Consider the following 14165-nt stretch of genomic DNA (forward strand, 5'->3'; position numbering starts at 1 on the left):
GCAACATATTAAAAGTGAACCAACTCCTGGCTGTCGGCAAAGCGGGCGGCAAGCAGGCAGGCAGGCAGGCAGGCAGGCAGAGCTAACACGTTGAAAAACAATAGATATAAATCAGATGACTCAATCTTTCCGAATTCTCAAACAGATTCAAGCGCTTAAAGAGCGGTATTGTCGGCTTGCAGTTGATAAAAGGGCCTTAATCAAACTGCTTGACGAAACCGAAGTGGCTGAACAGGTCTATAATTCTAATGCCATTGAAAATAGCACGTTGACCTTAGATGAAACAGAAAAAATTCTGATGCAGATTGACCTCGACCGTTACATTAATGAGCGAGAATTATTTGGGGCTAAAAATCTAGCGAGAGTCGTTGCATACATCAATCAAAAGGCAACAGAAAAAGAACTTACTTTAGACAACATCTTGTTTTTGCATAAAATGCTCATCAGTAATATTAGAGATGATATTGCTGGGCGGTTTAGAAACGAAAACGAATGGGTGCGTGTGGGCACTTATATGGCTCCAAATCCTACAGAAGTTTTAGGGTTGCTAAAAGAAATGATGGTACAATACCAAACGAGTGACGCTGACAACATTATTAGACGCGTTGCGAAGCTTCACCTCACTTTTGAACACATTCACCCTTTTGTGGATGGAAATGGAAGAATTGGACGTGTGATTAATAATTATGCCTTGCTGCGTGAGAATTATGTACCGATCAATATAAAATTTATCAATAGAAAAGAATATTATGATGCTTTTCAGGAATTTGACCAACGTGGCACAACTGCAATTATGCAAGACATTGTAGGGAAAGCATTGTGTCAAAGTTTTCATAAACGATTGGCGTATCTGGAAGGAAAGAAAATAATAACGCTTTCTGAATATGCCAAACAAGAAAAAATTTCTCATTCCAATTTACTCAACAAAGCGAAGCGTCAATCTATAGAAACGTTTTTAGAAAAAGGAGTGTGGAAAATTGGTGTTTAGAAACTCCTCTCTAAACCTTGCTAGTTATCCTCCCTAATTCAATCCTCCTAGGTGGAATGACGGTGAGTTACGTCTTTGCGAGTCGTTTTTTACGACGCGGCAATCTGTTTGTTTTTAGTTTCACTCATGAGATTACTTCGGTCATACTTCCCTCGTAATGACACTTGGATACCTCGTATGTATCGACCGTAGGTGGAATGACGACGAGTTACGTCTTTGCGAATCGTTTTTTACGACGCGGCAATCTGTTCGTTTTTAGTTTCACTTCATGAGATTACTTCGGTCATACTTCCCTCGTAATGACACTTGGATAACTCGTATGTATCGACCGTAGGTGGAATGACGGCGAGTTACGTCTTTGCGAGTCGTTTTTTACGACGCGGCAATCTATTCGTTTTTAGTTTCACTTCATGAGATTACTTCGGTCATACTTCCCTCGTAATGACACTTGGATACCTCGTATGTATCAACCGTAGGTGGAATGACGACATAAAAAAAGGCCTCCAAATGGAAGCCTTTTAAAAGTTAAATTGGGTTGGTTAAACCTTAGTTCACTAATAATTTCTTTGTAGAAACATTAGATCCTTGTGTCATATTTACAAAATACATTCCAGGGTTTAAGCTAGAAATATTAAGTTGAGACTGTACAGCGTTTGCACGTAATACTTGTTTTCCTAACATATCATAAACTGCAACGTCTAAAACTTCGTTTGAAGTTGAAGAAAAGTTTACAAATCCTTTAGCAGGATTAGGATACATTTTTACTGTGTTGGCAGCAAAACTTTTCGTAGAAAGTGAACTAAATACGTCAAATGTAACATTGTCAAACATAAAAACATCATCCGCTACGTCTGTACTTGCTGCAGTTGCAAAATCAAAAAATATGACAATTTTGTTATGTACCACAGATACATCACCAGCAAAATCGAAAGTAAGTTCTTGCCAAACACCTGGAGTTGTGTAAGCTGCATCTCTTTCATTATTAGCACCACCTTCAAGCTTAAATTTTATAACTGGTATAGCTCTTGGGCCTTTTACCATTATAGAAAAACCTTTATCACCAGCAGACATATCAAAACCTTCACTAACAAATAATTGTGCGTTTGAATAAGGACCTGAATTGATTCCTGAAACAAGTCCAACAGTAGCTGAAGAATTGGCTCCGGTAGTCAAATCGTTTGCAACTTGATCCGTGTAAGTAATTCCTGAATCAGCTGCAAAAGAAGTCGCTGTTTCAAAATCTACTACTAAAGAAGTTAATGGTTGTGCTACAGCAGCTCCATTAGCAGCTCCAGCAATATCATCTATCCAATATGTAGATACTCCCGTATCTGCAAAATTAGTAAACACTGAGATTTGAGCGTATTGACCAAAAACAACTGGAAGTCCAGCATTTGGATAGCCATTTGTAGCATCTGAAAAATCAATAGTGATTGTTTCCCATCCAATATTTCCGTCAGTTACGAATCCTTTTTCAATTGCGAATCCTCCGGCACCTTCTGCACCAATTTGAAGTAATCCATTCATTACAACAGCTTCAGTTGTATAATATTCGAATGTAAATGTTTTTGCAGCAGTAGTCATATCTATGTATGTGTCTAATACTAAATCCATTCTACTGTCGTATTGAGCAGCTCCACCAATAATTTGACCAACAGCATTTGTTCCATCTGCAGTGACCGAAAACACAGCACCTCCTGCGGTTGTAAAGTTTGCATCTAAAGGGTCAGAGAAATCAATTGGAAGACTTTGAGCGGTTCCTAAGGAAACGGCTAGTAAAGAAAATAATAATGTAATTTTTTTCATGTTAAAAGTTTTTAAGTTATTAATGAACTCAAATATAGTTTAAATATATTGTAAAATATTTAAACAAAGTACTACAAAATACATACACTGACAAATTTCGCGGTTAAAATCATAAATATTCATAATTATTACCTGTAAAAATTAGAAAATTCAAAACAACAAGAATACAATAAACAGTTATAAAAAAGAAAATGTATGGGGATTGTATGGTTAATTATGTTTAATGTTGTGTTATAATTATTAGTCAATTAATTACTAAAACGTTATAATTAAAGCACATCGTTAAAAAAGTAGGTTATTTCTAACAACTCCATAACAAGAAGGGAGCACTGTGATGTGATACTATAAATATATTGAATACCTCACACAACAATCGATAAAAACGTTCTGCTCCAGCAGGCACCTATAGACTGAAATTATCTCGGACTCATGTAAACAAAAAAGAAGCCCCCGTTGCTGGAAGCTTCCATAAAAAAAATGGTTAATTATATGTTTAGTTCACTAGGAGTTTCTTAGTAGAAACACGTGAACCATGTGTCATGTTTGCAAAATACACTCTAGGTTTTAAGCTAGAAATATTAAGTTGAGATTGTACGTTTTCTGAACGAAGCACTTCTTTCTCAAATAAATCGTAACTTCCAAAGCTATGTTTGAAGCGAAAGAAAAACTTACAACCTCTTTAGCAGGGTTTGGATACATTCTTACTGCGTTAGAAGCAAAATCTTTTGTTAAAGCTATCGTGTAATCATCTTCGATAAGGTAGTCAAAATAATTGATAATAGCAAATCCTACAGCAGTCAATTCAAGTTTTGTTCCATGACTAGATAGCATCTAGTTCTGTTAAGTCGGTTATGTCAAGCGTTGCAACATTGGCTGTGATGTTCAACGGACAGGTGAAATCAAAAAAAAGAAGCCTCCATTGCTGGAAGCTTCTTTGAAATTAAAGTTGGTTGGTTAGTTGCAACTTAATTTACAAGCAATTTTTTTGTAATGGAGTTTGCGCCTTGATCTATTTTCGCAAAATACATACCAGGGTTCAAGCCAGAGATATTCAACTCTGATTTTATGACCTGAGCAGGTTGTACTAACTTCCCTAATAAATCAAATATAGATACACTTAAAGTATCCCCTAACGCCGTTGAAAATTTTACGATTCCACTTGCTGGGTTCGGGTGCATTTTTACGGAGCTTAGAGAGTGGTCGTCTATGCCTGCTGTTGGGGCAGTATACAAATATAAATTATCAATATAAACATCACCTTGAGTACCACCTGTTGCACTTCCTAATAAGAGTTGAATTTGACCTAAATTAGCAGTACCAGTCAATCCGGTAAATGCAGAAAGTGGAAAATCATGACCAACCCATGTTTGACTTGCCTGTGTAGTTGAACTTTGAACTTCAGATTCAGAATCATCGACGTTGGGATATTCGTCAACGTTATCGGTACCAAAATCCTGAAACTTAATACCCACTGCGTTGGCTATTGGAGTCCATGCATCAACATGAATATGAGTGTAATTTGATAAGTTTACGGTTGACGAAAGCGTAATCGCTTGGAAATTTAGAGCAGCATATTTTTTAACAACGTCTGAACCTGCAGTGTAATCAGATACTGTACCCTGACCCCAAGACTGGGAGTAACTCGATGGCGCGGTATTAGTATAAGAATCTCCAAAGAAGGAATATACGTCAGATGCAGCAATCGACGGAGCAGCGGCCCCAGAAGTAGGAACTGCTGGTGCGGAAATCGCATCCCCAACAGCCGTTGTCACATTATCTATGTATGTTGTACTATCAAAAGCAGCAGCAGCAAAACTAGCAGAGTAGCATGGGAAAATTACCAATAATTTATACTGGTCGTTAGGGATTGGTTGGCCAGTTGCAGGAGTTGAATAATCAACAACGATTGTTTCCCAGCCATTACCTTGGTGTGAAAAACTTTTTTCAGTATTTGCACCACCACCTTTTGATTGTTCTAATTTTAAAAGAAAATTTTGAGCATTATCAGAATACACATCTAAAGTAACCGTTTTAGTTGTAGTCAAGTTCATGTAATTGCTTGTCATTAATAATTGGGCGTTTTGCCAGTTTGCACCAGAACTAGAACTTACCATCTTACCAGCGTTTACATGGTCAGGAGTATCAGATGCTAAATCCTCAACGGAAGTAGATGTCAATCCACTATCACTATACCAATTTGCATCTGCAGGTGAAATAACGGTACCCGTTTTAGCTCCTATAGTTATTCCACTTTGAAAATCAACAGGAATAGTTTGTGAAAATCCTAAAGAAGCCGATAGGAATGTCAATAATAAAGTAATTTTTTTCATGATAAATAAATTTAAGGGTTATACCCCAATATTAAGAAATACACCCCTTGATACGCTAATTTTTGACCACAACAAAAAATATACATTCCATAATTAAATGATTAAAAAGTAATATTATTCTTAATTTAACCTGTTAAAGATGAGGATAATTCAAATAACTTGCTTTTTGCAATAAAAATTTGCAAACAAAAACACAAGGCATTGTTGTAGTTTTGTATGGTTCTTATAAGTTCTTAAAACTGTGTTTTAAATGATAATTTTGATGGATTTCGGAGAATTTGAGGAATTTCGGAGAATTTTCACTAGTTTTAAAAAATATTATAAAAAACAGTCTTAAATACATAAACATGAGCAATACCTATTATGAACCCTCCGATTTACGGAAATTTGGAAACATCACGGAATGGAATGAAGAGCTAGGAAAAAAATTCTTTGACTATTACGGAAGCGTCTTTGAAGAAGGGGCTTTAACAGCCCGAGAAAAATCACTCATTGCCCTAGCCATATCACACGTGGTAAAGTGTCCGTATTGTATAGATGCCTACACACAGGACGGCTTAAAACGCGGTATTACCAAAGAAGAAATGATGGAAGCAGTCCATGCTGGTGCCGCCATTGAAAGTGGCGCAACCCTCGTACATAGTGTGCAAATGATGAATAAGTATAAAAAATTATCCATGTAACCGATGCAATTAAAGTCCCTAAAAAAACGTGAAAATGAACTTGCAAACGCCAAACGCCAATTAGAAATTTTATCTAATGGAATTTTTCAAAATGAGGAACTCCCCAAGTTTAGTACTAAATTAAAAGCTCAAAATCAATTCCCTTTAAAGCCAAAAACATTAGAAATCCTACAAATAAATGTAGGCTATATGTGCAACCAAGTGTGTGCACATTGCCATGTTGATGCCGGTCCCGATCGAAAAGAAATCATGACCCGAGAAACAATGCATCAGTGTTTGGACGTGATCAAAGAAACAGGTGCGCATACCCTAGACCTTACCGGTGGTGCCCCAGAAATGAACCCTGATTTCCGATGGTTTGTAGAAGAAGCCACAAAAGTTGGCGTCAAAGACGTGATCGTTCGGTCCAATTTAACCATCATTACAGCGAATAAAAAATACAATGATCTGCCCGAGTTTTTTAAGAAACATAAGGTGCATGTCATCTCTTCCATGCCACACTGGACGGAAGGAAAAACAGACCAACAACGTGGCGACGGTGTTTTTAATGCCTCCATTAAAGCCCTGAGAATGTTAAACGCCGTGGGTTACGGAATGCCCGGCTCTGAGCTTAAACTCGATTTGGTTTACAATCCCTCAGGGGCCTTTTTACCCGGAGATCAAACGGCCTTAGAAGCCGATTTCAAAAAAGCATTGTCATCAAATTTTGAGATTCAATTTCATGATTTATTTTCAATCACCAACCTGCCTATCAGTCGGTTTTTAGATTACCTTATAGCCTCTGAAAACTATGAGGAGTATATGTATAATTTGGTAGAAGCCTTTAATCCCGCAGCCGTGGACAACGTGATGTGTACCAACACCCTTTCTGTAAGTTGGGATGGATGGCTGTACGATTGTGATTTTAATCAAATGTTAGAATTAAAGGTGGACAGTGCCGTACAACACATTCGCGATTTTAATAAAGAAATTCTAAGCAAACGTACCATTTGTATTTCGCAACACTGCTATGGCTGTACGGCTGGCGCAGGAAGTAGTTGCCAAGGAACCGTAGCTTAATAATATGATGAGGAAATTAATTTTTATGGGGATATATCTTCTGTGTACCAATGGCTTTAGTCAAACGTCTATTAAAGACCTTTTGAATAAATACAACGATCATTCAGTACCTTATATTTATGTCGATGAACTCACAAAATTAAAAACACCACCCTTCCTTTTAGATACGCGTGAAAAAGAAGAATATGATATTAGCCATTTAGAGCATGCTATTCATATAGGATTTAAAGGGTTTAAGGTCTCAAAAACAGCAAGTCTGCCCATTGACAAAGAAACGATGATTGTAGTGTATTGCTCGGTTGGAATACGCTCTGAAATCATTGGCAAAAAACTCCTTGCTAAAGGCTATACTGCAGTTTATAACTTGTATGGCGGAATTTTTGAATGGACAAACAAAGGTGGGAAAGTGTATAGTTGTCAAGAACAACCCACATCAAAAATACATGTGAATTCAAAACAATGGGGAAGTTACTTATTAAAAGGAACGAAAGTATATGAATAAAAATCTGATCCTCGTTTTTGTGAGAAATCCTGAGTTAGGGAAAGTCAAAACACGACTTGCCAAAACCATCGGCGACAAAGATGCCTTGAAAATATATACCATCTTACTCCAACACACCGAATCCGTATTGCATAAAGTGTCTAGTGATAAAGTCGTATATTACTCTGAAGAAATTCAAAGTAATGATTTATGGGATAATGCCCTCTATCAAAAAAAGTTACAAAAAGGAGCTGATTTGGGTGCGCGGATGCAAAATGCTTTTGAGACCGCTTTTAAAGACACCTATGAAAAGGTAGTGATTGTGGGAAGCGATTTGTTTGACTTAAACCCCAATCACATCAAGGAAGCCTTCACGGCTTTAGAAAATCACGAGGTCGTATTAGGCCCATCATTGGATGGAGGGTATTATTTATTAGGGATGAAAAAAATGAATCCTACCGTATTTAAAAATAAACAATGGGGAACCGATTCTGTTTTAGAGTCCACATTAAAAAATTTGAACCAACAAAACGTTAAACTTTTGGAAGCCTTAAATGACATTGATACATTTGAAGACCTAAAAGCGCAACCAGAATTGTTAAAAAAGATAAAAAAATGATGATGAAATTTATTGAAGAAACGACTGATTATCTAAAAGAAAAAGGCTTTGAATCGCCTGAAATTGGAATTATACTAGGCACCGGATTGGGGCAACTTCTAGACCATGTGGAGATTTTAAAAGAAGTGAGTTACAACCACATCCCCAACTTCCCAACAGCAACCGTTGAGTTTCATAAAGGAAAATTAATCTATGGTATTTTAGAAGGAAAAAAAGTAATCATCATGCAAGGACGCTTTCATTTATACGAAGGTTACACACTGCAAGATGTGACCTATCCCGTCCGCATCATGAAACACTTGGGCATTTCGACGCTTTTAGTTTCCAATGCGTCAGGAGCCCTAAATTTAGATTACAAAAAAGGAGAACTGATGTTGATTGAGGATCATATCAACTTACAAGGCGGCTCTCCTTTGGCATTCAAAGGAGTGGAGCAATTAGGCGAACGTTTTGTGGACATGAGTGCCCCTTATGACACAACACTCAACAGCAAGTTTGAGACCATCGCCCTTAAAAACAATATCAAATTACACAAAGGCGTGTACGTGAGTGTTGTGGGTCCTCAACTTGAAACACGTGCCGAATATAAAATGCTGAACCTTTTGGGCGCAGATGCCGTTGGCATGAGTACCGTTCCCGAAATTATTGTGGCAAATCACCTTCAATTAAAAGTAGCAGCCGTCTCTGTTTTAACAGATGAATGTGACCCAGAACACTTAAAACCTGTCGATATTTCAGAAATTATAGCAATGGCCGCAAAAGCCGAACCCGATATGATCACCCTATTTAAAGAACTCATAAAAACCCTATAAATGAGCTACCTAGACACCACCCACGACGTTTACAAAGAAGCAGCCCTCAGCCCTGATATTGGACTTTGCTGTACGACCAATCCTATTTGGGAACTCCCAGGTCTGAAAATTCCTAAAATCATGCAAGAAATGAACTATGGTTGCGGAAGCACCGTGCATGCGCGTGACCTGACCAATACTCCGAAAATACTATATGTAGGCGTTGGTGGTGGAATGGAATTGCTACAATTCGCTTATTTCAGTCGTCAAAAAGACGGTGTGATTGGTGTGGATGTGGTGGATGAAATGCTGGAAGCCTCCGATAAAAACTTCGCCGAAGCCGAAGCTCAAAACCCTTGGTTTAACAAAGAGTTTGTAAGTCTTAAAAAAGGAGATGCGCTCAACTTACCAGTAGAGGACAACAGTATTGATGTGGCAGCACAAAATTGTTTGTTTAATATTTTTAAAGTCGAAGACCTTAAAAAAGCCATTTCAGAAATGCACCGCATACTAAAACCGCACGGGAAATTAGTAATGAGTGACCCCACTTGTGAGCAACCCATGAACGAAACTCTGCGCGAAGACGATCGTCTTAGAGCCTTGTGTTTGAGCGGAAGTATTCCGATTGCTGAATATGTGAAAATGCTCACAGATGCCGGATTTGGTACGATTGAAATAAGAGCTCGAAAACCTTACAGAATTTTAGACCCGCTTCACTATAATACGGATGAATTAATTTATATTGAATCCATTGAAGTGGCGGCGATTAAAGACCCAATGCCTGCGGACGGCCCTTGTATTTTCACAGGAAAAGCAGCCATATTTTATGGCAAAGAAGACTTTTTTGATGACAAATTAGGGCATGTGTTAGTGAAAAATCAGCCCTTAGCTATTTGCGATAAAACTGCTAAGGACTTGGCAAACTTAAACCGAAACGACATCTACATTAGCGAGTCCACCTTCCATTATGATGGTGGGGGTTGCTGTTAACCTAAAAAAAATGAAACAACTTTTAACCTACGTTTTAATCCTCTGCTTTTGCAGCGCTAGTGCACAGACCCTCGACCATTCTAAATGGACCGAAATTCTCCAAGCCTATGTGGCAGAAAATGGAGCTGTCAACTATAAAGGATTGCAAAAAAATCCAGAAACACTGAACGCATACCTGAACGAATTAACGACAAATGCTCCCAAAGACAACTGGAGCAAGACTGAGAAAATGGCCTATTGGATCAATGCGTATAATGCTTATACGGTTCAACTGATTCTGAATAATTACCCAACAGAAAGCATTAAAGACATAAGAGATCCATGGGGACAAACATTTTTTGAGATCGGTGGTAAAACGATGTCACTGAATACCATTGAACATAAAATTTTAAGACCGATGGGCGATTCTCGAATTCATTTCGCTATTGTATGTGCATCTGAATCTTGTCCAAAACTTTTGAATTGTGCTTATGAAGCCGAATCCCTAACAGATCAATTGGATCAAGCAGCGCGGGAATTTATAAATGACCCTTCAAAAAACAGCATAACAGCATCAAAAATTACAATTTCAAAAATATTCAAATGGTTTAAATCTGATTTCCCAAAAGGGGACGCTTTTATAAGCTACCTTAACAAATACAGTACTGCAAACATTTCGCCCGAAGCAAAAATTAACTTTCAAACGTATAATTGGTCTTTGAATGAATAGCATCAGTATCATTATTCCTGTACTAAACGAAGCTAAAACAATAAAGGCCTTACTGACCTATTTAGTCCTTAATAGCAGCTCAAAATTAATTTCAGAAATTCTAGTCGTGGATGGAGGTAGTACGGATGGATCTCAGGAAATAGTATCCGAATTTTCAAAAACACAACCTAAAGTTATTGCATTAAATAGCCCAAAAGGACGTGCAAAACAAATGAATTTAGGAGCCTCTCAATCCAAAGGAACAGTGCTTTATTTTTTACATGCAGATTCTGTACCGCCCAAAAACTTTGACCAATATATTTTGGATGCTATAAATCAAGGCTCAAAAACAGGCTGTTTTAAAATGAAGTTTGACAGCAACCATTGGTGGCTCAAACTGGCAGGATGGTTCACGCAATTTAATTGGAAATCGTGCCGTGGAGGCGATCAAAGTTTGTTTGTTGACAAAAAAGCCTTTGAAAATCTAGGTGGGTTTAATAAGGATTTTATCATTTATGAAGACAATGATTTGATTTATAAACTATATGAACATTACGGTTTTGAAGTGCTTCCGTATTGGCTGACCACCTCATCACGGCGCTATCTTTCCAATGGAATCTGGTCGTTACAATTTCATTTTTGGATGATTCATCTAAAAAAATTCTTTGGAGCGACCCCTAGAAAATTAGAAGCCTATTATTTAAAACATATTCATTAACTTTATGATTCTAAAACTTTAGGGTTTTATTTCAGTTTTTAAATACTAATCCCCAAAAACTTATTTAGTATGGAACACATCGCAATTATTGGAAATGGAATTTCAGGAATTACCGCAGCCCGGCATATCCGAAAATTATCCAATAAAAAAATTACCGTCATTTCTTCCGAAACGGACTATTTCTTCTCTAGAACTGCCCTTATGTATGTCTATATGGGACACATGAAATTTAAACACACACAGCCTTATGAAAATTGGTTTTGGGATAAAAATGACATCACACTCAAAAAAGGATTTGTACAACAAATAGACACGGTTCAAAAAACACTTGTTTTTTCTGATGGTGAACAACTAGCTTTTGATAAACTTATCATAGCCACGGGAAGTAAGCCTAATAAATTTGGCTGGCCTGGCCAAGACCTCAAAGGAGTTGTTAGTCTGTACCATAAACAAGACTTAGATGCCATAGAAACCCACGCTCCTAACAACACAGTTTGCAAACGCGCCGTTATTGTCGGCGGAGGATTGATCGGGATTGAGTTGGCCGAAATGTTCCATTCGCGACACATTTCCGTCACCTTTTTAGTAAGAGAAAATAGTTATTGGAGTGGTATTTTGCCGAGTGGCGAAAGTGAAATGATCAATAACGAGATTCGGAAAAATGGAATTGACCTTCGACTGGAATCGAATTTAAAACAAATAAATGCAAATGCAGACGGCACTGTAAAGTCGATTGTGATTACAGAAACGGGAGAAGAAATTGACTGCGATGTTGTGGGACTGACCGCAGGCGTCTCGCCAAATATTGGATTTTTAGAAAACTCTAACATTGAAACAAATCGCGGTATTTTGGTAAACCGGAATCTTCAGACCAATATCAAAGATATTTATGCGATTGGTGATTGTGCAGAACAACGCACCGCTGTTGAAGGCAGAAGACCTATTGAAGCCGTTTGGTACACCGGACGAATTATGGGCGAAACGGTCGCTCAAACGATTTGCAAAAAAGAAACTCTTTACACGCCTGGACATTGGTTCAATTCCGCTAAGTTTTTTGATATTGAATATCAAACCTATGGTTGGGTGAATAGCGAACAACATAAGAAACCCAATGAAGCGCATTTTCATTGGATGCATCCAGATCAAACAAAATGTTTGACCCTTGCTTTTGATAAAACCACACAAGCATTTTTAGGAATTAATACGTTTGGAATTCGAATGCGTCACGAAATTTTTAACCGTTGGTTGGATCAAAATAAAACGATTGATTATGTCCTTGAACACTTAGAAATCGCTCATTTTGACCCTGAGTTTTATAAAAATTATTACTCCAAAGTCATCGAAAAATATAACGTCGATACCAACCGAAACTTGCAATTGAAAAAGAAAAATTGGTCACAAATATTTACCCTAAAATATTGATATGAAGACAATAAGAACTCTCGGCTTAGGCCTTATACTAGCAGTATTTACACTTTTTATGAGCCTGCTATTTATGGGGCAATACAAACTTACGTCTGCTGCTTTTGAAGATTTTATAACTCAAAACAACATCACCAGCAGCGTTTTTATAAAAGACTTAAAAAACAGCAGTGTTGATAAAGAATTTTCAACCCCGTTTTATCTTGCCAATTCGATTGCGAATGCGGTAGAATCCGCCAATGCACATCACAAAGAAAACAAAGAATGGGGAAAAGTCATTTGGACAAAACCACACAGTTTAGCCTATCAAATGGTGAAATCTTCTGGGACAGGTGTTGTGGTTGAAAACAAACTAAAATTTTGGTTTTTAAGTTTTGGACTGGCAATATTGGGCGCACTTTTATTCATGCTGCCTGCTATCAATCTAAAAGGGCCTGCAGGAATTAAAAACAATCATATATTTCATAGCAGCGCTACCAACAGAGGTTGGATTGCATGGTTCGTTTTTGCGTTTTTAATTCTATTTTATTTGGTCTTATATTTTAGACCTAGTTATATGATCAATTGGATTTATCTCGTGGATCCTATCAGTGAATCGCTCAGTGGAAACCCCGCGAGTCAATGGTTTTTATACGGATTTTTATATTGTGTGATCATGTCAACGATGGCCGTCCGTATGTATATTAAATACCGTCACAATAACTACCAGATTTTAAGAACGACTTCGGTTTTATTTTTTCAAATTGTATTTGCCTTTTTAATTCCAGAAATACTCGTGCGCTTTGAAAAACCTTGGTACGATTTTAAAAATGCGTTTCCGTTGGATTATGATTTTTTCTTTCGATGGAACTTAAATGAATTGCTCGAAAACGGTGGCTTTGGATTGTTTATTTTGGTCTGGGGTGTTTTATTAACCTTGGTGGTAGTCCCCGTAATGGTTTACTTTTTTGGGAAACGTTGGTACTGCTCTTGGGTTTGTGGGTGTGGCGGACTCGCAGAAACTTTGGGCGATCCCTACCGACAATTATCTACTAAATCCTTGTTTTCTTGGAAAGTGGAACGTTGGCTTGTGCATGGCGTACTCGTATTTGCAATGCTCATGACGGGCTTGACTTTATATGGGTATTTCTCAGAAACGTACGAAGTTCTTGGTCTCAAAGTGCAGACCATACAGGATATCTATGGTTTTTTGATCGGTTCTATATTTGCTGGGGTCATTGGCACCGGGTTTTATCCCATATTCGGAAATAGAGTTTGGTGTAGATTTGGCTGTCCATTAGCAGCGTATATGGGAGTGATTCAACGTTTCAAATCACGATTTAGAATCACCACCAATGGCGGTCAGTGTATCTCCTGTGGAAATTGTTCTACCTATTGCGAACAAGGCATTGATGTTCGTGCCTATGCACAAAAAGGTGAAAATATTGTGCGTGCAAGTTGTGTGGGTTGTGGCGTTTGTAGTGCCGTGTGTCCAAGAGGGGTTCTAAAATTAGAGAATGGTCCAGAAGAGGGACGCATTGGAAGCAGTGATGTGTTGCTCGGAAATGAGATGAACTTAATGGATCAACTCCACGATAAATAAGTCCTATT

The 14165-nt window shown here is 37.8% G+C and carries 14 protein-coding genes; 11 read left to right on the top strand and 3 right to left on the bottom strand.

Annotated elements, in window-relative coordinates; genetic code table 11:
• Nucleotides 1-115 precede the first annotated feature (115 nt).
• Nucleotides 116-988 carry a Fic family protein gene (locus FORMB_RS13225; RefSeq protein ID WP_069676234.1) on the top strand — a complete coding sequence of 291 codons (873 nt, stop codon included), beginning with the start codon at nt 116-118 and terminating at the stop codon, nt 986-988.
• A 546-nt stretch (nt 989-1534) separates the two neighbouring features.
• On the opposite strand, the gene FORMB_RS04045 is transcribed toward FORMB_RS13225, so the two are convergent.
• The 3 genes from FORMB_RS04045 to FORMB_RS04055 all read right to left on the bottom strand — a co-directional run bounded on the left by FORMB_RS04045 (nt 1535) and on the right by FORMB_RS04055 (nt 5124).
• Nucleotides 1535-2794 (bottom strand): T9SS type A sorting domain-containing protein, encoded by a 1260-nt coding sequence (locus FORMB_RS04045; RefSeq protein ID WP_069676235.1) that lies wholly within the window; start codon nt 2792-2794, stop codon nt 1535-1537.
• A gap of 564 nt (nt 2795-3358) precedes the next feature.
• A complete protein-coding gene (locus tag FORMB_RS04050) occupies nt 3359-3625 on the bottom strand; it encodes a hypothetical protein (RefSeq protein WP_069676236.1) in 267 nt (88 codons plus the stop codon).
• Nucleotides 3626-3759: 134 nt separating this feature from the next.
• Nucleotides 3760-5124 carry a T9SS type A sorting domain-containing protein gene (locus FORMB_RS04055; protein WP_069676237.1) on the bottom strand — a complete coding sequence of 455 codons (1365 nt, stop codon included), beginning with the start codon at nt 5122-5124 and terminating at the stop codon, nt 3760-3762.
• Between the two features lie 347 nt (nt 5125-5471).
• Between FORMB_RS04055 and FORMB_RS04060 the strand changes: the two genes are divergently transcribed.
• From FORMB_RS04060 to FORMB_RS04105, 10 genes are all read left to right on the top strand, one after another.
• A complete protein-coding gene (locus FORMB_RS04060; protein ID WP_069676238.1) occupies nt 5472-5807 on the top strand; it encodes an arsenosugar biosynthesis-associated peroxidase-like protein in 336 nt (111 codons plus the stop codon).
• 3 nt (nt 5808-5810) lie between these two features.
• Nucleotides 5811-6866 (top strand): arsenosugar biosynthesis radical SAM (seleno)protein ArsS, encoded by a 1056-nt coding sequence (gene arsS / locus FORMB_RS04065; RefSeq protein WP_069676239.1) that lies wholly within the window; start codon nt 5811-5813, stop codon nt 6864-6866.
• A 25-nt stretch (nt 6867-6891) separates the two neighbouring features.
• The gene (locus FORMB_RS04070) at nt 6892-7368 is read left to right on the top strand and encodes a rhodanese-like domain-containing protein (protein WP_231925566.1); all 477 of its coding nucleotides are present in this window, start codon (nt 6892-6894) and stop codon (nt 7366-7368) included.
• Nucleotides 7361-7966: a TIGR04282 family arsenosugar biosynthesis glycosyltransferase gene (locus FORMB_RS04075; protein WP_069676240.1), complete on the top strand. Its 606-nt coding sequence runs from the start codon at nt 7361-7363 to the stop codon at nt 7964-7966. The genes FORMB_RS04070 and FORMB_RS04075 overlap by 8 nt, the downstream gene beginning before the upstream one ends.
• Entirely contained in the window at nt 7966-8778 is an 813-nt protein-coding gene (locus tag FORMB_RS04080) for a purine-nucleoside phosphorylase (RefSeq protein WP_069677889.1), read from the top strand. Before FORMB_RS04075 ends, FORMB_RS04080 begins: the two co-directional genes overlap by 1 nt.
• Nucleotides 8779-9747, top strand: coding sequence for an arsenosugar biosynthesis arsenite methyltransferase ArsM (gene arsM, locus FORMB_RS04085; protein ID WP_069676241.1), 969 nt, complete (start codon nt 8779-8781; stop codon nt 9745-9747).
• A gap of 10 nt (nt 9748-9757) precedes the next feature.
• Nucleotides 9758-10456 carry a DUF547 domain-containing protein gene (locus tag FORMB_RS04090; protein ID WP_069677891.1) on the top strand — a complete coding sequence of 233 codons (699 nt, stop codon included), beginning with the start codon at nt 9758-9760 and terminating at the stop codon, nt 10454-10456.
• Nucleotides 10449-11153 carry a TIGR04283 family arsenosugar biosynthesis glycosyltransferase gene (locus tag FORMB_RS04095; protein ID WP_069676242.1) on the top strand — a complete coding sequence of 235 codons (705 nt, stop codon included), beginning with the start codon at nt 10449-10451 and terminating at the stop codon, nt 11151-11153. Before FORMB_RS04090 ends, FORMB_RS04095 begins: the two co-directional genes overlap by 8 nt.
• A 69-nt stretch (nt 11154-11222) precedes the next feature.
• A complete protein-coding gene (locus FORMB_RS04100; RefSeq protein WP_069676243.1) occupies nt 11223-12575 on the top strand; it encodes an NAD(P)/FAD-dependent oxidoreductase in 1353 nt (450 codons plus the stop codon).
• Between the two features lies 1 nt (nt 12576).
• The gene (locus FORMB_RS04105; RefSeq protein ID WP_069676244.1) at nt 12577-14157 is read left to right on the top strand and encodes a 4Fe-4S binding protein; all 1581 of its coding nucleotides are present in this window, start codon (nt 12577-12579) and stop codon (nt 14155-14157) included.
• Nucleotides 14158-14165 lie beyond the last annotated feature (8 nt).

The sequence above is a fragment of the Formosa sp. Hel1_33_131 genome, assembly GCF_001735745.1.
Classification (GTDB): Bacteria; Bacteroidota; Bacteroidia; order Flavobacteriales; family Flavobacteriaceae; genus Hel1-33-131.